Below are 26,416 nucleotides of genomic sequence, written 5' to 3'. Positions count from 1 at the left end.
AAAATACTTGACGAATTGATATGTTTTATGATCAAGGAATACATCTTGCTACTTTTTATAAGTAACTAATAAAAAAGATGGATATAAATTATGAAAAAGGCCCTTGTCCTTGGTAGTGCCATTCTGCTTTGTCTCAGTTTGGCTGCTTTTAATACGGAAATAAATATTGATCCTTTTGCCTGGCAAAATAAAAAACCGGCTGAAGAACTTCCTGTAACAATAAATCCCGGAGAACCGGTTTTGCCTTTTACTCCGGTAAATATTCTGCTTCCTTTTGGTCATAGATATCTTAATTCCACTGTTCAGTTATCAACTGCAGAACTGGTTGCAGAAAATATTACTTTTGCCTTTGCCGGACCTCAATTGCCAATTTCTGATCAGGTATTTACAAATTCTTTTCCGCCTGCAAATACAATTCCGGAAAACCGTCTTTATCCTTCTCAACAGTGGCAGTTTTTAGGAACACAATACTTTCGGGGCTATCAAATTGCCTTGTTTAATGTATATCCCTATCGCTATAATCCTGTAACGCAAAAACTGTATGTCAGTTCACAGATTAGCATTTCTATTAATAGTGAATTTTCTGAAGAGGAAGCTTGCTACCAGGCAAATTTTTCCACTCCAGGCACTAAAACTCTCCAAATAATAAATTCCCTTATCTGCAATCCGGATAAAATTCCCTCCTATCAATTGGCAAATAATTATCGCCATGTTCCAGTTCCTAATCGCATTATAGACCTTTCCACACCCAAACAAATGATAATTATTACCAATAATGATAGGATCAGCTGGTTTTCTGAATATTCTGCCTGGCGTTCTGCCAAAGGTGTTTCCAATTCTATTTACTCTATGGAAGATATCGTTTCTGCCTATCCCGGAGTTGACAATGCGGAAAAACTCCGTAACTTCATTATAAATGCTTATCAGACCTGGGCTAATAGTTCCCAGCCACTTGAATATGTTATTTTAGGTGGTGACGATGAAATTGTTCCGGAACGAGGTGCCTATGGTCAAGTTGGTGATACAGTTGACGCCAGAATGCCTACCGATATATATTTCAGCAACTTAGATGGCAATTGGAATGCCAATCAAAATCAAATCTGGGGTGAAACAAATGATAATACAGACCTGATTCCGGAAGTTCATATCGGTAGATTTCCTGCTGAAACCCAAACTGAATTCAATAATATGTTCAGAAAAATTCAATATTATGTAGATAATAATACTTACAGCAATAACTATGCTGTTTTTATGGGGGAAAACCTGAATAATAATCCCTTAACCTGGGGTGGTGACTATAAAGATGATGTGGCTCAATATCTTCCTGATGAATACTATCTCCAAACCCTTTATCAGAGAGATGGCACTTACAGTGCCGATAATGTTTACAATGCAATCAGTAACGGTGCAGGAATTATGAATCATATGGGGCATTCCAACGAAGTTTCTCTTATCGGTCAATCTAATACTACTGTTGAAAGTTTAACTAATACGGAATATGGTTTTCTCTATTCTCAGGGTTGTTATCCCGCTGCTTTTGATCAACGCACTTCCGGAAACAATGAAGCTATCGGTGAGCATTTAGTTACTGCCGCTGGTGCTCTATTTTCTTTTATTGGCAACACTCGTTACGGATGGTATAGTCCTGGAAACATCAATGGTGCTTCTCAATTTTATGACCGCCAGTTTTTCCGAGGTATGTTTCAACAGAATTGTCCTGTTTTAGGTGATGCCTTAACCTTTTCCCGCTTACAAAACCTGAATTCTGCCTTAAGCAGTGATGTTATGCGCTGGTGTTATTATGAAGTAGTCCTCTTCGGAGACCCTTCTATTGCTATTAAACCTTATGATCCCAATCTTCCTCTATTAAATTTGGAAAGCTACACTTTCTCTGATGAAGAAGGTGATAATGATGGTATCATTAATCCCGGTGAAATTATCCGTTTCTATCCTCTTATTTCCAATAATATCAATTGGGCGGATGCAACCAATGTTTCTCTCCACATAGAAAATCTCCCTCCCGGAGTGGAATTGCTCTCCGATGATATTATTATCCCTCAAATTCTTGCCGGAAACCAAAGTCCTGCTAACAGTTATTTCCGTCTCCAGTTTTCTGATGATATGAGTTTTGGAATATACAGTTTCAATCTGGTGCTTAATTCTCAGCATCCCATAACTTTTCAATCAACTGGTGCACACAGATTTCCTATTTATTTCCAGATAACTCTTATTGACAATCGTTTTCCCTGGGAAACAATAGTTAATGGTAAGTCAGCACCTCTTGTGGCAGACCTGAATTCCAGTCCCGGTCTTGAAATTATTTATGCAGATGTTTATGGAAACAGCTATATAATTGGTAGTAACGGAGAATTGCTTAATACCCTTGAAGCCCCTTCAGGAATGTTAATCAATCGTAGTTTTGCTAGCGGTCCCATTGATAGTGATGATCAAAACGATCTGGTTTTCTGCACTCGCTCAGGAAATATTTTCGCTCTTCGGTTAAACGGAGATATCATCTTTAATTATCAGACAGATACATCTTTTTTATTCACTCCTGTATTGGCTGATATAGATGGCAACGGCATCCTGGAAACAATTGTCGGTGGCATAAACGGAAAACTATATGCCGTTTCTTCCTCAGGACAACTAATGAATGGCTTCCCTTTTGAACTTGGAGGAATTATCAATAGCGAACTTGCTGCCGCCGATTTTGACAGCAATGGCTCTTTTGAAATTGTAGCCGGCTCCACTAACGGTCTTTTAACTGTCGTTGGAGCTAATGGCATTATCCGAAACGGTTTTCCTGTTCAATTAAACGGTCCCATAACCGGCTTTCCAACTATTACTAACACCAATAGAATCGTTTGTTCTACACCCACGGATATTTATATCATTTCTCCCGAGGGAAACATCATTGCCACCCGTAATATCAATACTCACATTACCGGTGGTTTTGCTGTAGGAAATATTACTGCTGATAATACAGGAACAGATATTGCAGGCGTAACTCTCAACGGTATCCTCTATGCCTTCACTGATTCCGGTATTGACCTTCCCGGTTTTCCTGTAAATATTGGAGAAAATTTTGTTTGTCCCCCTCTTCTTGTCAATCTGGATGATGACCCTCAATTAGAGATAATTGTCCATAATTATATGAATTCTGTTTATGTTTACAAAGCGGATGGCAGTCCTTTAAGCGGTTTCCCCTTTATCAATATTTTCAATGGTAGCACACCAGCAACCTTAGTTGACTTTGATAACAATAACCAAACCAAACTGGTACTAGGTTTTTCTAATGGCGTTTTAATGCTTAATCTGCGTCGTAATACTACCCATTTAGGTCCCTGGATCACCTATCGGGGAAGTGCTTTAAGGCAGGGTTCTTTTGCTTCCACCGGCTTTATTAGTTCTTCCGATGAATATAATATTCCCGCCTTAAACGCTTTACTGGGAAATTATCCCAATCCCTTCAATCCGGAAACTACTATTTGCTACACTACAAAAGCCAATGTTCAAGCCAAACTGGAAATTTTCAATATCAAAGGTCAAAAAATCCGCACTTTGATAGATGCTATTCATAATGAAGGCAATCATAGCATTGTTTGGAACGGATATGACGACTTTTCCAGAAAAGTTGCCAGCGGTGTCTATTTCTATCGCTTGAACATTGAAGGAAAAACATTCCAACGCAAGATGTTACTGCTGAAATGAATATTGCCGAAAACATTAAACACCTGCAGGATAACATTGCGGATATTTTGTCCCGTTTGAATCGTAAAGATGAAATCACTTTGGTTGCCGTTACCAAAACTCATCCTGTAGAAATAATTGAAACCGCTTTGCAATCTGGAATTGAACATATCGGCGAAAACAGGGTGCAGGAAGCACGAAGGAAAATTCCCTTTCTTAAGGTTCCTTACAAAGGTTTTCACTTTATCGGTCATCTCCAAAGCAACAAAATAAATCAGGTTCTGGAACTTAAACCCTTTTTAATTCAATCGGTTCATTCTCTGGAACTGGCAAAAAAACTCCATCTGGCTTTAGGTAGAACTAATCGCACCCAGGATATCCTTATTCAAATCAATAGCAGCCAAGAATTCTCCAAAAGCGGCTTTTCCTTGGCAGAAGCTAAAAACGCAATTTGCCAAATCTCAACCTATTCTAACTTGCATATTAAAGGACTGATGACTATCGGTATGCTCGCAGAACCGGAAGTCAGCAGACCTCTTTTTGCCCGAATGAAATCCCTGTTTGAAGAAATAAAAGCTCTTGCCATCCCTAATGTAGATATGCAATATCTCTCTATGGGTATGAGTAACGACTATGTTCAAGCATTGGAAGAAGGTTCCAATATGTTACGCATTGGCACTGCCATTTTTGGAGAGCGTAGCTATGGAGTTAATGAATGATCTACCTTTTTGTTATTCTTATTATTATCATCGCCTATCTTTACGGCTGTTTTTCCACTGCTCGCATCGTTGCCAAAAGTTTCCGTTCTCTCAATGTTTATAAAATTGGAACCGGTCTTGCCGATACTGAAAATATTTACACCAATATCAGCAAACCCCTGGGAACTTTAGTAGGAGCCATTGATGTAGCTAAAGCATATCTGTTTTTGCTGGTTGTGGAATTTCTCCTGGGTTTTATTGATATCAAAGTTATTAACTATCCCGATTTCACTATTCTCTATTCGGAAAACCTTATGTTGATTTATGGGCTCAGTATGCTTATTGGACACTGCTTGCCTTTTACTCACCGTTTTCGGGGTGGACGCGGAATTTTTACTTATATGGGTATACTTGCTTACATTGCTTTTCTTCCAACTCTTATTTCTGCTGTTATTGCCTGGCTTATTGTTCTCCGCTTTAAGCAAATAAGGTTTGCTCAATATCTCATTGTGATTTTACCGGTTATTTTATATATTATTTTTTACACCTTGTTTCACTACCATAAATCTTCCCCTCCCTATTTTATTACTCTTTTACTTGGCAACGCCATAATGATGGGTATTTTAAATATCATCGTTTCTAAAAAACTGGGAGAATTCTAAATCCCCTAATGAGGTAAGGCAATGATCAATGTAATTCCTGTAGATAACAAAAAACAGCTGAAGGACTTCATTCTCCTTCCTTTTAAGTTATACAAAAATGAACCCAACTGGGTTCCTCCTTTAATTGGTGACCAGAAAAAGTTCTTTAACCCCAAGAAAAATCCCTATTATTACCATTCCGAAGTTAAACTTTTTCTTGCTCTTAAAGATGGAGAACCCGTAGGAAGAATTTCTGCTCATTCCAATACTCAGCATAACAAAGAACATAACGAAAATATCGGTTTCTTTGGCTTCTTTGAGTGTATTGATAATCAGGAAGTTGCCAATGCCCTTTTTGACGCCGCTTTTGAGTGGAATCGCTATCGTAATTTTACTTCTCTCCGCGGTCCTATGAATTTCAGTGTCAATCAGGATTGCGGATTATTAATCAATGGCTTTGATTTCCCCCCGATGATTATGATGCCCTATAACTTTCCTTATTACCCAAAACTTTACGAAAACTACGGCTTAACCAAAACAATGGACCTCTATGCCTTTATTAGTGAATATCATTCCATTCCCGAACGCGTTGCCAAAATGGCAGAAATAATTGCCAAACGCACTAATGTCCAAATCCATTCCCTGTCCTACGATAAAAAACAACGCAAAAAAGATATTGAAACCGTCTTTGAAATTTATACCCGTGCCTGGCAATATAACTGGGGCAATGTTCCTATGACAAAAGCTGAATTTGATCACATCGTTGCTGAATTACTCCCTATTGCCGATCCAGATATGGTTTTTATTGCTGAAGTTGATGGCCAGCTTGCCGGTTTCAGTTTAACTTTACCCAATTACAATGAGGTCTTAAAAGTTATGCAGGGTAAAGTAAATCCTATTACAATTATCAAAGCTCTCCAAACTAAAAAACATATAACCTCCGTCCGCGTTATCACTATGGGTATTATTAAGGAATTTCAAGGTAAGGGAATTGATACTTTGCTCTATTATCATACTTTTAAAAATGGACTCCCCAAGGGCTATTACCGCAGCGAATTTTCCTGGATTCTGGAAAACAATATCCCCATGATTAATGCCGCTGAAAAACTCGGTGCCAAAATTTATAAAACCTACCGCCTTTACGATAAAGCCATTACTAATAGGAAATAGCGGGTTCTGAATGACGGATAGCTCTATAACGGCAAATAGAAAAACATCTTTCTTCCTCTCTGCCATTGATCTTATTACCCTTATCTTTTGCGGATGGATACTTCTGTATATGTGTTTTGGTATCACTCGCTCTCCTGAAGTTATAAAACATATCCCTGTTTATCTTGCTATTTTTGTAGGAGTTCTTTTTCTTGCCTGGCTCCAAAAACAACCCGGATGGTCTTACGATCCTCAAAATCCTTCCAAGCGCTATCAAATTCTCAGTTTTTTCAGAGGTCTCTATCCTGTTCTCCTTTTCGGTTATTTTTACACTTCCGGTCATGCTTTCAATCGTATTATTTTTCGGGATTGGCTCGATCCCTTTTTTATGGGAATTGATCAATTTATCTTTGGTTACCTGCCTTCTCTTGTTTGGGGAAAACTCTATTCCCATTGGGCAATTCAGGAACTTTTTCATTTTGCCTATTTTTGCTATTATCCTATGATTGCTGGAATTCCCATCTATCTCTATTTCACTCAAAAAGATGCTTTCAGGGAAGTAATCTTCAATCTCACCTTTGTCTTCTATTGTTGTTATACCATCTATTCTGTTCTGCCTGTTATCGGTGGACGTTTTCTTCCTGAAGCTATGGCTTTAACCAAAACCTATCGGGGTGGTCCCTTCACTCATATTATGGTCTTTATCTATCGCACTTCCAATCATTTGGGAGGTGCTTTCCCCAGCAGTCATATTGCCATTGCCATTGTTCTAACTATTTCCGCCCTAAAATATATCCGTCCGCTTGGCTATATTTGCACTGTCATTACCTTTTTCCTTTCTCTTGCTACCGTTTATTGTCACTATCACTGGTTCATTGATGCCGTTTTTGGTATCTTAACAGGTATTGCCGGTTACTATTTAGCTAACTGGACTTATTATTATCTTGGAGAAAAAGGGTTCAACTGATGTCCAAAATAAAATTTCTAATGCCTAAGTCACTCATTTATATCATCTTACTTATCTCTCCCGCTTGGCTCTTACTTGCTCAACAGGTAATCCCTTTACCTATAACTTCTTACGATTACACCCTCCCTGCCAATAATGTCTCCCCTATTGCTATGGGAACAGGTGCCTTAAATTTAACCAATCCTGAAGACCCTTTCTGCGCCTATGGCAATCCTGCTTTAATGGCAGATAACAAACTTGGCTCGCTTTCTCTTTCCTTCCTTTTAAGCACTCAGGAAGACCTTGAATTCTATGAAGCTCTTAGCCTAAGCAATACCCTGAAAGATAAGCAGTTCAAATACTTCGTGCTCAATACCGGTCCTGTCTCTTTCAGTTATCAACCCGTTTCTGCTGTCCATATCAGTCAGTTCACAAACAACGGAATGAACAGTGAATATTACGATTATAAAATGGATAAAGTCCAAATTTCTTGGGGTGGCAGAGACGAAAATTATCCCAAATTTGCTGCCGGAATTAACCTTAAATACCTTTCAGGACGCCTCGTTTACTTGAAAGAACATAAAGAGGGTTACAACCTAATCCGCGATGGCTTTATTGATGATAAAGCTAAAGGTGTTTCCGGAGACCTCGGTTTCACTTACAAAATGGGTAATATTGTTTATTCCGCTTCCTTTTATGACCTCCTGTCTATGCTCTGGTGGGAAAATTATGATTCCGTAACCCTTAAAAGAAGAGCCGCTTTGGGACTTGGTTTTGAAGGCACAAACAGCCATTATTTTGCCGGTGTACAAGGCAAAATTGCTCAAGAACCAGAAACCACTTTTCATTTGGGCTACAGCTACACCTTTAATTTGGGCAAAAGCAATTACTCTACTACCCAAAACCGTAATTCCCTTGACCTCAGAGTTGGCCTTTACAGTCACGATTTTTACGGAACGGATAATATTAACTTTACTCTTGGTGGCGGCTATTATTACAAAAACTTCCGCTTTGATTTCTCACTGAATAACACAGGAATGAAGCTCTCCGATAGCGACTATCTTTTTTCTTTAAGTGCGGGGATATAATTGTTTCAGCTTTCTTTCCTAAATGCTTCTCTCCTCTTTTTTGCCATAGCAACCATTCTGCCTCTGCTGATTTGGCTGTTGGCAAAAAAAAAGCCCCAAAAAATTATTTTCCCTACTTTACGTTTCATCAAGCTGAGCAAAGAACAGGAGAAAAGTCGCAGCAAGCTGAAAAACATACTCTTGCTGATTATCAGGATGCTGATTATCCTACTGGTTGTTTTAGCTGTTTCTCGTCCAATGCTCTCTTCCCCGAAACTAAAACCTTCCGGAAAACATCCTCCTACGGCAATTGCCATTTTAATTGATACTTCTTACAGTATGGACTATGCTGAAAGAGGAAAAAGTTCCCTCCAATATGCCAAAGATGCTCTGAAAAAAATAAACTCCAAAGCCAATCCCGATGATCGCCTCATTCCTGTCAGTTCCGATGAAAACTGGAACCTTTTGCACAGTCAAATTTATGCCAGTTCCTTACCTGAAACGCTGATTGACCAATTAAAAATCACTTTCCACCCTCTCTCTTTGGAAGAAATGCTTGCCTTGGCAGAAACCAAACTTGCCGAAAGTCAAATGCCCAATCGGGAAATATATCTTATCAGCGATTTAAGAATTCCTCCTGCAGAACTGAAAACCAATATTCCTATTGCTCTTATTCCCTTACCTGAAACATCTGAATATGAAAACTTGGCAGTTATTTCTGCCAATGCTTTACCCCAGCTGGTGGAAAAACACAATCAGCAATTAATTCAGTTCACCGTTGCCAATTATGGCAGCACCGAACGCCAAGATGTTCTCCTTAAGGCAGTGGTAAACGATATAAAACTTGCCGAAAAATTTATCTCTATCCCTTCCCAAAGCACTATCACCGAAACTATTCCTGTTGAACTTCGTTCCGATGGCTGGCAAAGTGGATATATTGAAGTTAATGATGAACGCCAGATAATGGATAACCGTTGCTATTTCGCTTTTCCCTTTTACAGTAAACCCCGGGTTGCAGTTATCTCTCAAAGCAGCAATTTACCTCCTATTCTGGCTACCGTTTTAAGGGTTTATAACTCTTCTACTCCTCAAGTAATTTCTCCTGATGCCCTCTCATTAAGTGACCTGGATAAATTTCAACTCTTTATTGTATACAATTGTGGTCCTTTAACTTCTCGTTTACTTGAAATTTTTACTACTTTACAAAACCGTAAATCAGGTATTCTTTTCTGCCTGGGAAATAACCTTCCTGCCGACCTGAAGTCCTATCTTAACAACACTTTTGGATTAGAAATAAAAGACCGCACCCAAAAGTCAATTACTATTGATAACATTAATGCCCATCACTATATCAGTTCCCTCGTTTCCGGAAAACCCCTTAAAAATCCTATTCTGGCTGACTACTGGCAGGCATTAAATAAAAGTGCCGGAGTTCTCATTTCTGCTCAAAACTTTCCTTTAGCTGTAATCAACGGCAAGCAGTCACTCTGGCTCTGGAATATTTCTGCGGACAATAATCCTTTTTTTATAGACCCGGCTTTTCCCGTTCTTGCTTTCCGCACCTTAGATTATATTGCCGGTTCTGAAATTCCGGAAACAAATGCTAAAATTGGTCAGATTCTTACTTTTAACAGATTGAAACTCCCCACAGGTGAAATTATCACCAGCCGCCGTTATTTAGCTACCGAACCCGGAATTTATATTTTTGAACCTGATGCTCCTCGCAGTTATGCTATGGCAATAAATATTGACTACAGCGATTCCGAAGCCAGAACTAATTTCCCCAAAGGTGTAAAAAACTTAGGAGAAAAATGGGAAGATAAACTTTTCTTTTCCCGCTTGGGTCACGACCTCTGGAAAATTTTGCTTGCCATCGCTTTCGCTTTAATGATTGTGGAAATTATTATTGTAAAAACAGAGGAGGCAAGGGCAAAATAGCAGGCGGCAAGGAGAAAAAATGATTTTGGAACAAATAACCGAGCCGAAACAAATACAAGCTCTAACCGTTAGCGAATTGAAAATCCTGGCTAAAGAAGTTCGCTCTCGCATTGTAGAAGTTGTCTCCAAAACTGGCGGTCATTTAGCTCCCAGTTTAGGAACTGTAGACCTCACAATTGCTTTGCTTCATCTTTTTGATCCGCTTAAAGATAGAATCGTTTGGGATGTAGGGCATCAAGCATACAGCTGGAAAATTTTAACCGGACGCAATGCTCAATTTGATACCTTAAGACAGTATAAAGGTCTCAGCGGATTTACCAATCGTGAAGAAAGTCCTTACGATGCTTTTACTACAGGTCATAGCAGCACTTCCATTTCTGCCGCCTTAGGAATTGCCTGTGCTAGGGATTTAAACAATGAGCAGGGTCACTGTATTGCTGTTATTGGAGATGGTGCTTTAACCGGAGGAATGAGTTTTGAAGCATTAAATCATGGGGGTCACCTGCAAAAGGATAAATTCATTGTTATCCTGAATGATAACGAAATGTCCATCTCCAAAAATGTAGGCGGATTACAAAAATATATGGCTCGGATGCTTGCTAGTAAATCCTATAATGTCCTTAAAAAGCAGGTTTGGGATTTCAGTTACACTTTACCAGCCAATATTCGTCGCAGTTTTATTTATGGAGCTCAGAAACTGGAAGAATCAATGATGAATATCCTGGTGCCCAACATTATTTTTGAAGACCTTGGCTTTAAATATGTAGGTCCTATAGATGGTCATGATATTGAGCAGCTCCTGAAAATTATCAAAAGAGTAAAGAACTTTATGGTTGGTCCTGTTCTGATCCATATTGTTACCCAAAAGGGAAAGGGCTATCCTCCAGCGGAAAAGAATTCAGAATTATTTCATGGAACAGGTCCTTTTGACCTCAAAACCGGTAAACAAATCAGTGACGGAAAACAAACCTGGAGCGAATTGATGGGTTCAACCTTAATCACTTTAGCCCAAAAAGACCCCAAAATAATCGCTATTACAGCCGCTATGACTGCCGGAACCGGTTTAACCAAATTTGAAGAGACCTATCCCGATCGCTTTTTTGATGTTGGAATTGCTGAACAGCATTCCGTAACCCTTGCCGCAGGAATGTCCACTAAAGGACTTAAACCCTTTGTGGCAATTTATTCCACTTTTCTGCAACGTGCTTTAGACCAGATTATCCACGATGTTGCTTTACCTAAATTACCGGTTGTTTTTTGCATTGATAGAGCTGGTCTTGTAGGTGAAGATGGAGCTACACATCATGGTGCTTTTGATCTTTCCTACTTGAATTTTGTGCCGAATATGATTATTTTAACCCCTTCTACGGCTGAAGAACTTTCTGCAATGTTATTCTGGGCTGCAAGTTATCAGGAAGGTCCTGTTGCTATTCGTTATCCTCGTGGAACAGCAATTCATTCTTCTGTTCATAAATCCTTAACCAATTTTAATCCCTTTCCTGCCATAATTCACTCCAATAAAGGAAAAATTGCTTTAGTCGCTTGCGGAGATGCTTTTTTTACGGCTGAGGCAGTGCATAACTTACTAGCTAAAGATAAAATTCCTGCTCAACTGATACAATTACTTTCTGTTAAACCCCTGGATGAAAATACCCTTTTGTCTTTGGCTTCCACCTGCAATTATATCTTCACTTTCGAAAACAATGCCGTTATTGGAGGGATGGGAGCAAGAATAGCTCAATTGCTTGCAACTGAACCGGTTAAAATTATCAATTTTGGCTATCCCGATCACTTTATTGCTCAAGGAAAAAATTCTGAACTTCTTGATGAAATTGGTTTTACGCCTAATAAGCTTTATAAACAAATTGTTCAAACACTAAATGAGTAAAATAAGCGAAGTTATTTGTGCTCCAGTCACTCCGCTTGGATTTTCTGCCATTGCAGTAATCCGCTTAAGTGGCAAGGGCTGTATTGAGCTTGTTGCCAATCACTTTTCCCAAAGCCAAAAACTTCTTTCTTCACCTTCGCATAATCTGATTTTGGGCACCTTTTATGCAGAAACCGGTGAGCCGATAGACGAAGTTCTTATTTCCGTTTTTAGAGAACCACATAGTTACACAGGTGAAGATGTTATAGAAATCTCCTGTCACGGAAATCCCAATCTTGTAAATCGTATTCTTCAGACCTTACTTCTTTCCTGTCGTTTGGCAAAGCCGGGAGAATTTACTTTACGTGCCTTCTTAAACGGAAAAATGGATTTAAGCCAGGCAGAGGCAGTTAATGACCTTATTCAAGCCCAGGCAAACCAAGCAGAAAAAGCAGCTCTTATGCAACTTAAGGGTTTTCTGAGCAAATACTTACAAGAATTGCTTGCCCGCATTACGGAACTGCGTATCCGTTTTGAGCTGGCAATTGATTTTGCCGATCAGGATTTACCTTTACCCGATTCCAATGCACTGTATCAGGAACTTTTAGATATTATCAAAACCGCCGAAGAATTGAAAAGTACAGGTGAACAGGGAAGACGCTTGCGGGAAGGAATTAAGATTTGTTTAACAGGTGCACCAAATGTTGGTAAATCCTCACTTTTTAATGCCTTATTGCAACAAAACAGAGCCATCGTTACTCCCCATCCGGGAACTACCAGGGACTATCTGGAAGAATATTTATCCCTAAATGGCTTTCCCATAGTTATTTATGATACTGCTGGACTAAGAGAATTTCCTGATGACATTGAAAAAGAAGGAATAACTAAAAGCTATGAATTGATGCAGGAATCAGACCTTATTCTTTATCTGGTGGAAGCAACTACCGTAACTAATCCAAATCTACAATTTTCCGATTTACTTTCTCCCTCTTCTATTCCTCCTGATCTTCATTCCAAAACCCTTGTTGTTTTCAGCAAGGCTGACTTGATGCAAGAAAATACACCTCAAATCTTCCCCGGGATATATTGCAGTGTAATAACGGAAAATGGCTTGAAAGACCTTACCGATGCAATTTCCAAGCGTTTAATGCTGAACACTGAATTGCCCAATAAACCAATTATCATTAATAACAGACATTTAGTTGCTCTATCTAAATGCTTGCAATCCTTGCATCGGGCAAAACAATGCCTAAAAGAAAATCAGGGCTACGAATTCATCGCTTTTGAACTTATTTCCGCCAGCAATGCCTTGGAAGAAATTTTAGGAGTTATCACCACCGACGACCTCTTGGATAAAATCTTCAGCGAATTCTGTATCGGAAAATAATCTATCTATAATTCAGTTAAATACAATATAGAAAAACCTTGACTTATTTATTGCTCAGCCGGAAAGGAAATATAAGTATTATAAGATGTAGAAACTATGAGAAAACCTTGGCCAATTTCAACAACAGTAAGGAATCCAGAAAGATTAAGGGATTTTATTGACTTTATTGAAATGCCTATTGTTCAGGGCAAAGAGAGAATAAAGGGTGAAAATGGGAGAGCATTACATCCTACTCAAAAACCGGAAAAACTAATTGAATTAATTTTACTTGCTTCGTCAGATGAAAATGATCTTATTCTGGACCCATTCTTTGGTACTGGAACTACAGGGTCTGTTGCTTCTCGCTTAAAAAGAAATTGGATTGGAATTGAAATTAATGAGGATTATTGTAATATTGCTCATAATAGAATATTGGGAAGGGAGATAAAAGAAAATGCCTGATATTAAATTATTTAATGGTGATGCTTTAGAAATAATTAAACAATTACAGTCAAAGAGCATAGATTTAATCTTCGCCGATCCGCCCTATAATCTTTCCGGAGAAAATCATCTTACTTGTAAAAGTGGGAAGATAGCTAAATGTGATAAGGGCTCTTGGGATCATATTGATGATATAGATGAATTTAACAAGAAATGGATTGAGGAATGTATTAGAGTTTTGAAAGATAATGGAACAATATGGATTTCCGGAACCTTACATAATCATCCCTCCATCGGCGTAATTTTAAAACAATTAAATCTTTGGATAATAAACGATATTATTTGGTTTAAACCTAATGCAGCTCCTTTAATTCAAAAAAACCGTTTTGTGCCATCAACAGAATTAATCTGGTTGGCTGCCAAATCAAAACAATATTATTTTAATTATGAAATGGCAGTGAGATTAGCTAATGGGAAACAAATGCGTAATTTATGGGAACTATCGGCAGAAAAACATAAAACAATGCATCCTACTGAAAAACCGGAAAAGCTCTTAGAAAGAATTGTTTTGATTGGAAGTAAGCAAGAAGATATTATTCTTGATCCCTTTATGGGTTCCGGAACGACGGGAGCAGTGGCAAAACGACTAAATAGAAATTTTGTAGGTATTGAAATTGATCAAACCTATTACAACATAGCTCAAAAAAGGATAGAAAATACTAATGTAGAAACTAATTTAGTGCAATTTCTGGAAAAACTAACGCATAAAACCTCATCCCAGTTAGATTTTTATTCTACTATAGAAAAAAGTAAGAATTATTGAATTATGTTAATTGAATATCGTTTAGCCCCGAGAAAAAAGCTTGCCGATTATTTTAGCTTTTATTCGGCAATGTCTTATCAGCAAACTTGTTAAATGCTTTACAGTGATTTTATAATATGAACGAAATAGAAGATAGAAACCAGGAAAATAAACCCGTATTTAGGCAGGAAGAAGTGAAAGGGGACTATAATCTTCATCAGTCAATTGTGAATAACAGTTTAAAGTAAGTAAAGCAATATACCGGAATGTTTTTTACCCCTGAAGGGATTGTGGATTTTATGGTTAACATATAATAACATCCAAATCAATTACTAAATACTATGTGCTATTTATCTCAAAATTTAAAAATGAAAAAACCCTAAACAGTCAGCCATTTTAGGATTTGACAAGCAAAGATGTACTATTTAAGTACCTTGACGGTTAGAGACATAATTTATAATAAGAGAAGAAATAGCGCAAATGATGAAGGCGATGGTAAGGGGTAGAAAAAAAAGAGTTGGCAAGAAGACAAAAAAGATTATAATATCTATGTGAAGCATCTGTAGCGCCTGCCCGCGTTGAAAGATGTGAACTGGTCAAATAGCAGGCAATATTGATGATCAGCCCAATAATAAGAGCTACGCAAGTAGCTCTTATTTATTATATAGTTAGATGCCTTGTCTAATATCATTAATATCGTTGAGGCGTTGAAGCAGGGTTGGAATATCTCTTTTATCATCAAAATATTATTTGACATTTGAATAGTAATCAACGATATTATTAGAAATAGCAAAATATAAAAGAGGAGCAACATAGAAATGCCCAGAATTCAATCAACAGGTAAATGCCATTTTTGCTTTGGAACTTTCAGTAAGTCAGCAATGACCAGGCATTTGGCATCTTGTAAAGCAATGCAACCGGCATGGGAGTCATCTTTGGAATATGATGAAACACAAAGCGTAAAGTGTTTTCATTTATTGGTTGAGGGAAGATACTTGCCTGAATATTGGATGCATCTTTTAGTAACGGCAAATATATCTCTGAAAAGGTTGGATACTTTTCTAAGGGATATCTGGCTGGAATGTTGCGGACACCTTAGTGCCTTTAAAATTGAGGACAAAACGTACTCCGTGATGCCAATGCCGGAATTGAAAGAAAAAAGTATGAGATTTAAGCTGAATGAGGTTCTCTATCCAGGGATAAAATTTTATCACGAATACGACTTCGGGACAACCACTTTTCTTACCTTGAAGGTTATATCCGAAATGGAACTTAAAGCGAAAGGCAGATTTATTATTATTATGGCCAGAAATGATCCTCCTGAGAAAAAATGTTATGTATGTGGAAAACCTGCCACTCAAGTTTGTGTTGATTGTATTTGGGATAGCAAAGGATGGCTTTGTGATAAATGTGCCAGCAAACATAAATGCGGAGTGGATATGTTATTACCGGTAGTTAATTCTCCCCGGGTTGGAGTGTGTGCTTATACAGGAGAATAACATTATAGCTTAATAACCTTTTATATAACAGCAAATTAGCTTTTAGCTTTGAATTTCTGTTGTAATATCATAATTGCTTTTTTAAGCTGAAATTTCATTGACAGTATTTTACATTGGTTTTTTAAGGTTTATATATGATTTTTAGTTAAATTATGAGAGAGACAGCTGAATTTATTCAGGAATAAAAAATCCGAAGTGGTAAAACTATAAAACATTTTTTAGCAGTTTGCGCCAAAGGTGACAAAAAAAAGATTTGTTACCCCTTAGATATAAAATAGTAGCTTAAATTTTCGTAAATTCGTTAAAGTAAGATGCCGATGAAAACTTAAGAAGCAAGTAACCTATTATATCTATAATGCATTAGTCACGATATTAAGCAAAAGAGATACCAAAATGGAACCAACGGACTATAAAAATAGAACTTATCTATCAGCTATTGAAGCATCCAAATTTTTAGGTATAACAGTTGAGATGCTTCATAATATTGTCAATCAGCAGCTAATTAAAGCGCAAATTGCAGCAAGTGGACAAATGCGCTTTGACCTGAAAGAGTTAAAGGACTTTAGTGCAAATCTTAAATATAAATCTCATAGCAATAACATTGATATTGATAAAGTAAATACACTTGAGATAAATGGCACAATTCAAAAAATATATATTAAGAATTCTATGAAGATGGACGATTTGGAGGATAACAGAATCCATCTGATGATTACTTCGCCACCCTATTTTGATACTAAAATGTATTCAGGAGAGCCACTTCCTGGTGACCTTGGGAATATTCATAATATTGATGAATGGTTTGAGAAAATAGGCGAGGTCTGGAAAGAAGTTTACCGGGTATTACAACCAGGGAGAAAAGCATTTATAAATATAATGAACCTCCCTGTCCGATTAGAAAAAGGAAAGTTTAGAACCTTGAATTTAGCGGGGAGAACCATAGATTTGTGTGAAAAAATTGGCTTTATATTTAAAAGAGATATTATCTGGCAAAAAACAAATGCCGTCCGAGCACATTTTGGAACTTATCCCTATCCAGGTGGAATTTTAATCAATAATATGCACGAATTCATCTTGGAATTTGATAAACCGGAAAAGAAGGGCTTTAACAAATATGGTCATCTTACTAAAGAGCAAAAAGAACAATCCAAGTTGGACAAGGACTTCTGGCTGTCTATCAAGAAAAGCGATGTTTGGGTTATGAAACCACAAGGAAGCGGTGATAATAGAAATCATATTGCACCTTTTCCTTATGAACTTCCCTTCCGTTTAATTAAGGCATTTAGTTATGTGGGTGAAACAATTCTTGATCCTTTTGTCGGTTCAGGAGTAACTCTTTCTGCTGCAGCAGATTTAAAACGCAATGGTATTGGCTATGAAATATATCCAGAGATTGCTTATGAAGCAGTAAAAGCTCTAAGATATCATCAAACAGAAATTTGGTAAAAAGGACAAGTTATGAAATTAAATGGAAAAACCATTTATGCCCAATCCAGTGATATAAAATCCCGCACTTATCTTGAATATCGCAAAGATATGAAGAAAAAAGCCATCGCTGAATTAGAAATTTTGGAATGGCTGGAAAATAAAGTAAAAGAATTATATCCCCATAAATATGTTAAGGTTTATAAGTCCGGGGGTGATAAATTTTTATGGTTTTTAAGAAAAGGCGGGGTTTCCAGAGAACCGGATTATATAGCTGAAATAGATGATAAAAAAATAGAGTTTGAGTTTCAGTATGCTGAAAAAGCAGATTTGGAATTTTATGATTTCAAGCTCTCCAAGATTGCAAAATCAAAAAAAGGCAATCGTGAACCCATAGAAGATAAATTTTTTATATATATCCATAAACCCTCATTTCAATATGCGATTTTTAAACCTGAATGGGTATTCAATAACAGTAAATATGGAATGGTTGAAGCATGGAGAACTAATGCTTATAGAGTTCCCAAAGAAAAATTTCTCAGCATCCTTAAGCCAGATCCTAATTTGAAAAGCATTTGCCTCAGCATAGATGCTAAAAATTTCATTCTCAATTTTCAACATCAACTGATTGATATTAATAAAGATAAATTATCTAACTTGCTGCAAAGTGTTATTGATGAAGATAAAATTGTAAAGATTATGCCCAAAGATTTGGACAGTTTTTTCAAGGTCTGCTTTATCCTTGATAATTTAAATAAAATTCCGCAGAATGCTAATTTATGGCTTATTTATCTTTTGACCTATATAAATAAGGATATTTTACTTGAGGACATCTCTAAAATTGTATATTGTATTGATTTTCTCTATCTCAAGATTAGTTTAACAACTAACGAACTTAATCAGGTTACTCTTAAAGTTAAAGAACTAATCGTTAAAATTAAGGGTTGTTATCAAAATGATGGTTCCTATAAATCCTCATTAAAGTCAAGTCCATTGGAAGAAACCCGATATGCTCTATTTTCAATTAATCTATTGGAAGATCTAATTCAAGATATAATTTACTATTATTCCGTTTCAGAATTACAGCCAATAAAGAAGATATACGAAAATGTGAATGATCTTGGGAAAACTTATAAATTGATTAGTGAAGCAAAGTAAGGTAAAAAGATATTTGTCTGTAACATAGGTATTAAAGAGAATGACAAAAAAACCGGAATTTCATTGACAGTTTTTAATATAGGTTTTTAAAGGTTTCGATGTGTTTAAGATAATTTATTTTTAAGCTGAATTTATAGAATTCAAATTTGGTAAAATTATAAAATTTCCTTGGATGTCTATAAAAGAGAAATGGGAGAATTTGATTATTTTTATTACTATGTAGGCAGAATGGTTCTTTTAAAATCTTGAAGGTAATAAAATGATGAAAACTTCGCATAAAATAATTATTGGTGATTCAAGATGTATGGAAAAAGTGAAAGATGAATCCGTTCATCTAATAGTCACTTCTCCACCCTATTGGCAGTTAAAGGATTATGGCAATCATAATCAGATTGGGTTTAATGATACTTATGAAGAATATATTAATAACCTTAATCTGGTCTGGAATGAATGCAAGAGGGTATTACACAAAGGTTGTCGTTTATGTATTAATATTGGAGATCAATTTGCACGCTCTGTCTATTATGGAAGGTATAAAGTAATCCCTATCAGGACAGAAATAATCAAATTTTGTGAAAGTGATGGTTTTGATTATATGGGTGCTATAATCTGGCAAAAAGTTACTACTTGTCATACTACAGGTGGTGCAACAATTATGGGCTCGTTCCCTTATCCCAGAAATGGTATTATTAAACTGGACTACGAATATATCTTAATCTTTAAAAAATATGGAGATCCGCCTTCAGTTCAAAGTGCTCTAAAAGAACAATCAAAATTGACTATTGAAGAATGGAATCAATATTTTACAGGCCATTGGAATTTTTCGGGTGAAAAGCAGAATAAGCATTTGGCTATGTTTCCAGAAGAATTACCAAAACGGTTAATTAAAATGTTTAGTTTCGTGGGGGATACTATTCTAGATCCTTTTTTAGGTAGTGGAACCAGTTCTTTAGCAGCCAGAAATTTGAATAGAAATTCTATCGGCTATGAAATCAACGAAAATTATCTTCCCATAATAAAAGAAAAATTAGATTTGGAACAAGGTGTTATTTTTCAGGAAGAAACTTATGAAATAATCAAACAAAAAGAGCTTGATATAAATTTTCAAGAAGAAATAAGTAAATTACCCTACATCTTCAAAGATCCTATAAAATTTGATAAAAAAATTGATCCCCGAAAATTAAAGTTTGGCTCAAAAATTGATAATTCAAATACCGAAAGAGTTTCATATTATACTGTGGAAGATGTTATCTCACCAGAAATATTAGTTCTAAACAATAAATTAAAAATCAGATTACTAGGGATTAAAGAAATACCTAAAAAAACTAGCGAAGCAATTAGTTTCCTAAGAGAAAAAACCAGTGGACAAAGAGTATTCTTAAACTATGACAATATAAAGTATGATGAAAATAATAATCTACTGTGCTATCTCTATTTATGGAACAAAACCTTTATTAATGCACACTTGATTAAAAATGGCTTAGCCGATGTTGATACTAGCACAGATTATAAATATAAAGTTCGATTTTTGTCTTATAAAGGAGAGGACTAATGCCAAAAGAATGGATAATAAATCAGGCAAATATGAGATGGGGACTTACAAAAAAAAATAAGGTTGGTCCTGTGGCAGAAATGATAAGAAAGCTTTCACCGAAAACCTTGGAGGAATGGAAGACCTATTATTTTAAAAATGCTTATCCTAAAGAGCATTTGGAAGAATTAGGCAGACGACTTTATATAAAAATAACGGAAGTTTGTACAGCAGAAATAGAAAGCATAACCGAAGAGGACTGTATTAATTTTATTATCAATTTGGTTATTAACAGAACTTATGATGGTTACCAGTCCGAAATTCAGACAATTTACGGTCAGTTGCAAAATGAATTGGGAGTTAAAATTGAGCCCGCACCGGATGAATGGGATAGAGGTTATAATGTTGACTTTTTCATTAAAGTGAAAGAAAAGTATATCGGATTGCAAATTAAACCGGCTGGTTATGCCTATATTCCGCAAATTATCAATGAATTGGAATTTCAAAAAAAGACACACGAAAAATTTACTGCCAAATATGGAGGAAAAGTCTTCTATATTATTTCTGTAACTGAAGGGAAAAAGAAAGTTATTCAAAATCCGGAGGTTATAGATGATATCCGCAAAGAAAAGGAACGCCTGCAACAAGAGTAATATTTCTAAACCATGGAAACACAATAAACACTGAATAAAATTCAATTTTACAATTCCGGAAGGCAGGATAAACCAAAATAATACAGTTGAGAAAAAATGGGGTATTAAATTCGGATTAACTTCAAATAATATAGTAATTTATAAATAAAGATCGTTGCACCTAAAAACTGAATAAAGGGTACTGAATATATTCTATAAAAATCCAGATAAGCAATATAAATATTATAGTGAAACATTATTATTTCCGTAGGAAAGACAGCTATTAACGACGGGTTTCAACCCGGCGAAAAGAAGACAAAATAAAAAAAGTTCCATTATCTATTTTAGAAAAGAATTATACAGCAATAACATTTTTTGCTTACTTTATGGTATGTCAAGTCCTGAAATAGTTGACATGTTATAGACGCAAAAACGACGACGTGCACGCAAGAAGGGTGCTCGTCGTTTTTGCTTAATTTAGAGTGCATCGTGCACCTCGCAAGGCGTCTTATACATCAGAGCGCTATGCAATCGGTTATTATTGTAGATGTAGATTGCATCTGAAGCTAATTCCTGAGCTACTTTTACAGATTGCAAAGTCCTCCCTAAGCCAAATTCTTGTTTTAAGATGCCATTAATACGTTCTGCCACAGCGTTATCATAACAATGAGCTATGCCTGTCATGCTACATAGTATCTTATTGCTATTCAATATTTTTTGGTATTCCTCGCTGCAATACTGGCTTCCATGATCGGAATGATGAATAATCCCAGCAGGATCATCTACGGTACTAATTGCCTTTTGAAGAGCTTTACACGCATATTTTGCATGCAATCTGTTGGCAACAACAAAGCTGATAATCTTACGCGAATACCTATCAGTTATTAGGTATAGATAGGCAAAACCATAACAGGTATTGAGATAGGTAATATCCACCACCCATGCCTGATTCTTCTTGTCTATCGTTTTCATATCCAACAGATTAGGAAATACGGAGGCCTTTTTATCTGGGCGGGAAGTGCGGGTAAACTTTTTCTTTTGCTTAACCAGCATATCATTCCTTGCCAGCAGTGCGAATAACTGATCCCGACTTATCTTCAACTCTGATTGCTCAAGATTATTCAGCATTATATGCAACTTTCTGACTCCCACCTTGGGCTGTTTATGGCGGATATTCCGAACTTCTGCAAGCACATTCTGATCGCGCTTAGTCCGAAATTCCTCCAACTGTTTATGCTTGTAATAGGCCTGGCGAGAGTATCCAAAGGTCATACAAATTGCTTCCATGCTTGTATTTAATCCGATTGTGTCAGCTTTTCTTCGAGCTTCTTGGCAAGCTGGGAACCAAACTTTTTTTTTAAGTTAACATGAAGCTCTTCTTCAGCTATCTCAACTAATGATTCCCATGCCAACACTTGTACATGGCTGTCATCAAGTGCTTTCTTCAAGCGTTTGTTTTCCTTACGGAATACCACTAATTCGAGTTCTTCTTTTTGTGTCATAACGTATACCGCCTTGTTAATTCTGTTGTTTATACCATATTTCTCTATCCAAGATGGGATAGAATCTTTTCCGGGGATCCCATATAGCTTACGGGCTCCTTCCGCACTTATCAGACCGTTTTCGACCTCTTCCACCACTTGCATTTTGAAAGCTACACTATAGTTTGTGCGCTTCCGTTTGTCCTCGTTTTTTGTCTTCATTTCAATATCTCCTTTACTGTATTTTGTGTCAACTTATTTAGGACACCACAGTAATTTTACGCTTCCCATATCATTCCCTTATGCTTCCCATATCGCGATATGGGAAGCATAAGGGAATCTGAAAAACAATATATGTGCAAGAAAGAAGTTTCTAAACGGCGCGTTTAATTAGTTCTACAGCGTTTATTTTGTTTAGGCGTTTGAGAGGTAGTAGCACGCTTAAAATAGTGATTAAATAGGCAACAACAGTAATCAAAAGGTAATCTGTAAAAGCAAATTTCACGGGTAAAATTATGGAATTTCCTCCTCCCAAACCCAGTTTTACAATTCCCGTATATTTTTGTATGAGCAGTAAAAGCGAGCCCAAAGTTAAGCCCAGAATAATTCCCGCGGAACACAAAAAAAGTGCCTGCAGTAAAAATAAGCTTTGTAGGTCTTTATCGGTCAGTCCTAAAGCTTTTAGCAAGCCCAATTCGCGTTTCTTTTGGGAAATCGTTTTCAGCAGATTGCCGGTCAGGTTAAAGCTGGCAATGATAAACATAAAGAGCATAATCACAAACATCAGGAATTTCTCAAAGCGGATGGCAGAATAAAGATTGGGATCAAAACTGCTCCAATCCTCAATCTGAAAGTCCGGAAATGCCTTTTTCAGGGTCTTCAGTGGCTGATTTTTGCGCATTTGGGAAAAGGGTTTAACCTCAATATAATCTGCCTCGCCAGGGGAATAAGAAGCAAAAAAGACAGCGTTATCAATGCCCATAAAGCTGAAATTTTGGTCATATTCAGGCATTCCAGCAGCAAAAATTGCCTGCACTTTCAGAAAACGGATGCGCGGAATCATTCCAAATGCAGTTGGAACATTGAACATTGGTGATAGCACTTGAATTTCATCTCCCAAATAAACACCCAATTGTGAAGCCAGCCCTGCCCCTAAAGCAATGCCTGAAGCGGAAAATTCTTCCGGAGAAATATTTCCCACAAGCAAACCCTGAATGATTTCTTTGCTGCCGGTATCCGGTTTTTGCAAAAGGGAAGAGACATTTTTATGCCTATTTGGTTCAATACCAAAACAAAGCGTAGGCAAAACTACAGAATCATATTTCAGCAACAATTCATTCCGAATTACGGGACTGGCAGAGAACTTCATATCTTGCAATTGGTTACAAATAGCAGAGTAACCTTTGATGGTTTCCCCTCCTTTTGCCGAAATACGAATTTCTGCAAAAGTGCCTGTAATCCGGTTACGAATATCAAAGCGGAAACCATTCATCACGGAAGTTACACAAAGCAAAGACAAAACTCCTAAAGTGATGCCAATCAGGCAAAGATAATGAGCTTTGCCGATGCCTCTGGTTTTGCGTCCGCTCAGGTATTTGCGGGCAAGAAAAACTACGCTTTTATTAATCATCTTAGTTGTTACTGCTAACTGATAAGAGGGAAATTAGTCAAGTTTTGTTTTGGAAGTGTAGACGGAGGAAGCCAATCCTCTGCGTGAAAATAATACGAAATTTGGATAAGTTACGGTTACAAAAAATGCGGAGAATCAGCGTTCTCCGGCTACATCTTGAAGCTTTGTTTCGGGTTTGGTTTATTTCTTGCAAGTTAAAAAAACAACATACTAAAGATATGATGTAAATTCCATATTAAAATGCATAAATATTTTTTTCCTTATGTGGATTCCTAGTTGCCCAGGAATGATAAGGGAATTTACATTCAAAAAATACAATGATAAGTAAAAACAGGTATGAAGAAAGAACATTTTGAGGCATTTTTAACGGCTAATGAAAAGCGCATCTTTAATTATGTGTTAACTTTATGCGCTAATGAACAGGATGCCTTGGATATCGTCCAAACCGTATTTATAGCGGTATACAAAAATCTGGATCGCATAGATGAAGCCACAGCTCTTGCTTATACCTATAAAATTGCTCGTAATAAATGCCTCAGCTTTCTAAAACAGAAGGCACATTATATAAATATGGAACCGGAGAGATTTAATTGTATTCCCGAAAAAACGGCTACCACCAACGAAACGGACTACACAGTTCTAAAAAATGCAATCTCGGCTTTGCCTCCGCGTTTGGCAGCCGTAATTCAATTACAATATTACGAAAAAATGTCCTACAAGGAAATTTCTGCCACTTTGGGAATCAGTATAAAAGCGGTTGAATCCTTGCTGGTAAGAGCAAAACGCACATTAAGGAAAAAAATTTTGCAGGATAAAGAAAGTTGAATGGTATAGTAATTGGAAGCAAAAAATATAAGAAGGTGCAGAAAAATGAGATGCAGTAAAGCCAAACGCTATCTGGAAAAAGAACTTGATGGCGAATTGGATATCCGCTTTCAGGCAAAACTTCAATCCCATCTGGATAAATGTCCTGCCTGCAAAGTTTTTCTGGCAGATGCCCAAAAACTGCATCTGATGCTTTCTCACCTCCCAAAACCAGAGTTTCCTTCCTGGATTCACGGACAAATTATGGATAAGGTGCACCGTCTGGAAGCAAAAAATCCGGGATTTTTCCGTCGCTATAAACTTGCCCCAGTTACCGCTATGCTCACTATTATCTTAAGCTTATGGGCAGGTGTTAAAGTCGGTATAGTTAGCTATAACAACATAATTCCGGAAAAAACGGAATCCCTTACTCTTACTTCCATCGCTTACGGCAGTTTTGGTGAAAACACAATTCTGGATAATATAGCGGAAAATGGAGAACAGGGTGAGTAAACGCTGGCTAATAATAATCCTGCTGATTTCGGTGAGTTTTAATCTTGCCTTTATCGGCAGTTTCATTTATTTACACTGGTTTCACCCTCATCCTCAACCACCTGTAAGAAACGAAGAAATGCGAGGTTCCCGTCCCCATTTTGGTCCTCCTCCTTTTGAAAGGGATGAAGAAATCAGGAATTTAAGGGATAAATTTGAAACTATCAAACATTCCCTGATGCTGGAACTGGCAAAAGACCCTGTAGATATGGCAAAAGTGAATGCCTTAATTGATTCTTCCCTGGTGGCTCAAAACAATCTGGAAAGAAGATTGGCGGAAAGAATGGTTGCCTATCGTAAGACCTTAACGGCAGAAGAAGCACAGGAACATTTCCAACGCCGTGCCGAATTTGCCAAAAAACGCTTAAACAGAGATAATATACCTAAAAATAGGAGAAACAGATGAAAAAAATTATATTCCTAACCCTTGCCCTAATATTCGTTTGCGGTGCATTACTTGCCCAAACGGATGCCCCTAAAGATCGCTCTAATCCTAAGGTGCAATCGGAAGAAATTAAAACCCCGAACCCCGAAATGCCGATGCGAAAATACCTTGAGGAATTGAAACTTACCGATGCCCAAAAGAAAAAATTTGAAGAATTGAAAATAAGTTTTGAGAAAAATAAAAACACCCTAAACGCCGAAATTAAAAATTTAAAAATTGACCTGCAGAAAGCTTTGAAAGATGAAAACTACAAGCAGGCAAAGGATTTAAACAAACAAATAGCCACTAAACGCAATGTCTTAGCCGATGCTAAAGTGGATTTTTTGGCTGCCAGAATGAAAGAACTTACCCCCGAACAGAAGGCAACCCTGAAAAAGAATATGTCACATTTTCAGGGTGCTATGCATAAACAAACACCCTGTAAAAATGCTAAGGACTTCAGACCTCAGAGCAGAGAAAATTGTGATGGATGCGGAGAATGCGGTTCTTTCGGTATGCCTGAAAAAAAATTACCTCCCAAACAATAGAGCGAGAAAAATAAGCCCCTAATAATCCCTCCTCAGCAACACACAGACAAAGCCACGGGTACTCCTCCCGTGGCTTTTTTTAAATAATATCATTGCTGGAATGAAATGCTCTTGTCATTTCTGCACA

23 protein-coding genes are annotated in these 26,416 nt (G+C 37.0%); 20 read left to right on the top strand and 3 right to left on the bottom strand.

The window, feature by feature from the left end; translation table 11 throughout:
* The first annotated feature begins 90 nt into the window (after positions 1 to 90).
* The 16 genes from CLOAM_RS00785 (at position 91) to CLOAM_RS00710 (ending at position 20,871) form a co-directional block, all read left to right on the top strand.
* A complete protein-coding gene (locus tag CLOAM_RS00785; protein ID WP_015423935.1) occupies positions 91 to 3,711 on the top strand; it encodes a C25 family cysteine peptidase in 3,621 nt (1,206 codons plus the stop codon).
* Positions 3,708 to 4,409 carry a YggS family pyridoxal phosphate-dependent enzyme gene (locus CLOAM_RS00780; RefSeq protein WP_015423934.1) on the top strand — a complete coding sequence of 234 codons (702 nt, stop codon included), beginning with the start codon at positions 3,708 to 3,710 and terminating at the stop codon, positions 4,407 to 4,409. Before CLOAM_RS00785 ends, CLOAM_RS00780 begins: the two co-directional genes overlap by 4 nt.
* A complete protein-coding gene (locus CLOAM_RS00775) occupies positions 4,406 to 5,050 on the top strand; it encodes a glycerol-3-phosphate acyltransferase (protein WP_015423933.1) in 645 nt (214 codons plus the stop codon). Before CLOAM_RS00780 ends, CLOAM_RS00775 begins: the two co-directional genes overlap by 4 nt.
* Before the next feature lie 21 nt (positions 5,051 to 5,071).
* On the top strand, positions 5,072 to 6,199 hold the full coding sequence (locus CLOAM_RS00770) for a GNAT family N-acetyltransferase (protein WP_015423932.1): 1,128 nt from the start codon (positions 5,072 to 5,074) through the stop codon (positions 6,197 to 6,199).
* A 10-nt stretch (positions 6,200 to 6,209) separates the two neighbouring features.
* The gene (locus tag CLOAM_RS00765; RefSeq protein WP_015423931.1) at positions 6,210 to 7,145 is read left to right on the top strand and encodes a phosphatase PAP2 family protein; all 936 of its coding nucleotides are present in this window, start codon (positions 6,210 to 6,212) and stop codon (positions 7,143 to 7,145) included.
* Positions 7,145 to 8,212 (top strand): hypothetical protein, encoded by a 1,068-nt coding sequence (locus CLOAM_RS00760; RefSeq protein ID WP_015423930.1) that lies wholly within the window; start codon positions 7,145 to 7,147, stop codon positions 8,210 to 8,212. The genes CLOAM_RS00765 and CLOAM_RS00760 overlap by 1 nt, the downstream gene beginning before the upstream one ends.
* Positions 8,213 to 10,129 (top strand): vWA domain-containing protein, encoded by a 1,917-nt coding sequence (locus CLOAM_RS00755; protein WP_015423929.1) that lies wholly within the window; start codon positions 8,213 to 8,215, stop codon positions 10,127 to 10,129.
* 19 nt (positions 10,130 to 10,148) lie between these two features.
* Complete coding sequence (gene dxs / locus CLOAM_RS00750; protein WP_015423928.1) at positions 10,149 to 12,017, top strand: 1-deoxy-D-xylulose-5-phosphate synthase; 1,869 nt, start codon at positions 10,149 to 10,151, stop codon at positions 12,015 to 12,017.
* A complete protein-coding gene (gene mnmE / locus CLOAM_RS00745; protein WP_015423927.1) occupies positions 12,010 to 13,383 on the top strand; it encodes a tRNA uridine-5-carboxymethylaminomethyl(34) synthesis GTPase MnmE in 1,374 nt (457 codons plus the stop codon). Before dxs ends, mnmE begins: the two co-directional genes overlap by 8 nt.
* 96 nt (positions 13,384 to 13,479) lie before the next feature.
* Complete coding sequence (locus CLOAM_RS00740) at positions 13,480 to 13,824, top strand: DNA-methyltransferase (protein WP_015423926.1); 345 nt, start codon at positions 13,480 to 13,482, stop codon at positions 13,822 to 13,824.
* The gene (locus CLOAM_RS00735; protein ID WP_015423925.1) at positions 13,817 to 14,626 is read left to right on the top strand and encodes a DNA-methyltransferase; all 810 of its coding nucleotides are present in this window, start codon (positions 13,817 to 13,819) and stop codon (positions 14,624 to 14,626) included. Before CLOAM_RS00740 ends, CLOAM_RS00735 begins: the two co-directional genes overlap by 8 nt.
* A gap of 797 nt (positions 14,627 to 15,423) precedes the next feature.
* On the top strand, positions 15,424 to 16,104 hold the full coding sequence (locus CLOAM_RS00730; protein WP_015423922.1) for a hypothetical protein: 681 nt from the start codon (positions 15,424 to 15,426) through the stop codon (positions 16,102 to 16,104).
* A gap of 393 nt (positions 16,105 to 16,497) precedes the next feature.
* The gene (locus tag CLOAM_RS00725) at positions 16,498 to 17,550 is read left to right on the top strand and encodes a DNA-methyltransferase (protein ID WP_015423921.1); all 1,053 of its coding nucleotides are present in this window, start codon (positions 16,498 to 16,500) and stop codon (positions 17,548 to 17,550) included.
* A gap of 12 nt (positions 17,551 to 17,562) precedes the next feature.
* Positions 17,563 to 18,687: a hypothetical protein gene (locus CLOAM_RS00720; RefSeq protein ID WP_015423920.1), complete on the top strand. Its 1,125-nt coding sequence runs from the start codon at positions 17,563 to 17,565 to the stop codon at positions 18,685 to 18,687.
* Between the two features lie 262 nt (positions 18,688 to 18,949).
* Complete coding sequence (locus tag CLOAM_RS00715) at positions 18,950 to 20,239, top strand: DNA methyltransferase (protein WP_044279156.1); 1,290 nt, start codon at positions 18,950 to 18,952, stop codon at positions 20,237 to 20,239.
* Complete coding sequence (locus CLOAM_RS00710) at positions 20,239 to 20,871, top strand: MjaI family restriction endonuclease (protein ID WP_044278757.1); 633 nt, start codon at positions 20,239 to 20,241, stop codon at positions 20,869 to 20,871. Before CLOAM_RS00715 ends, CLOAM_RS00710 begins: the two co-directional genes overlap by 1 nt.
* Before the next feature lie 456 nt (positions 20,872 to 21,327).
* On the opposite strand, the gene CLOAM_RS00705 is transcribed toward CLOAM_RS00710, so the two are convergent.
* The 3 genes from CLOAM_RS00705 to CLOAM_RS00695 form a co-directional block, all read right to left on the bottom strand.
* Positions 21,328 to 22,122, bottom strand: a complete 795-nt coding sequence (locus CLOAM_RS00705; protein WP_052293565.1) for an IS3 family transposase — start codon at positions 22,120 to 22,122, stop codon at positions 21,328 to 21,330.
* A gap of 23 nt (positions 22,123 to 22,145) precedes the next feature.
* The gene (locus tag CLOAM_RS00700) at positions 22,146 to 22,553 is read right to left on the bottom strand and encodes a hypothetical protein (protein ID WP_015423915.1); all 408 of its coding nucleotides are present in this window, start codon (positions 22,551 to 22,553) and stop codon (positions 22,146 to 22,148) included.
* 151 nt (positions 22,554 to 22,704) lie between these two features.
* Positions 22,705 to 23,961 (bottom strand): FtsX-like permease family protein, encoded by a 1,257-nt coding sequence (locus CLOAM_RS00695; protein ID WP_015423914.1) that lies wholly within the window; start codon positions 23,959 to 23,961, stop codon positions 22,705 to 22,707.
* A 336-nt stretch (positions 23,962 to 24,297) separates the two neighbouring features.
* On the opposite strand from CLOAM_RS00695, the gene CLOAM_RS00690 reads away from it, so the two are divergent.
* The 4 genes from CLOAM_RS00690 to CLOAM_RS00675 are packed head-to-tail and all read left to right on the top strand — an operon-like array spanning position 24,298 to position 26,289.
* Positions 24,298 to 24,786, top strand: a complete 489-nt coding sequence (locus tag CLOAM_RS00690; RefSeq protein ID WP_015423913.1) for an RNA polymerase sigma factor — start codon at positions 24,298 to 24,300, stop codon at positions 24,784 to 24,786.
* 45 nt (positions 24,787 to 24,831) lie between these two features.
* Positions 24,832 to 25,278: a zf-HC2 domain-containing protein gene (locus CLOAM_RS00685; protein WP_044278756.1), complete on the top strand. Its 447-nt coding sequence runs from the start codon at positions 24,832 to 24,834 to the stop codon at positions 25,276 to 25,278.
* Positions 25,271 to 25,723 (top strand): periplasmic heavy metal sensor, encoded by a 453-nt coding sequence (locus CLOAM_RS00680; RefSeq protein ID WP_044278755.1) that lies wholly within the window; start codon positions 25,271 to 25,273, stop codon positions 25,721 to 25,723. The genes CLOAM_RS00685 and CLOAM_RS00680 overlap by 8 nt, the downstream gene beginning before the upstream one ends.
* Positions 25,720 to 26,289 (top strand): Spy/CpxP family protein refolding chaperone, encoded by a 570-nt coding sequence (locus CLOAM_RS00675; RefSeq protein ID WP_015423910.1) that lies wholly within the window; start codon positions 25,720 to 25,722, stop codon positions 26,287 to 26,289. The genes CLOAM_RS00680 and CLOAM_RS00675 overlap by 4 nt, the downstream gene beginning before the upstream one ends.
* Positions 26,290 to 26,416: the final 127 nt, after the last annotated feature.

The organism is Candidatus Cloacimonas acidaminovorans str. Evry (assembly GCF_000146065.2).
Lineage (GTDB): Bacteria > Cloacimonadota > Cloacimonadia > Cloacimonadales > Cloacimonadaceae > Cloacimonas > Cloacimonas acidaminivorans.
This window is presented reverse-complemented; position numbering and strand designations above follow the sequence as displayed.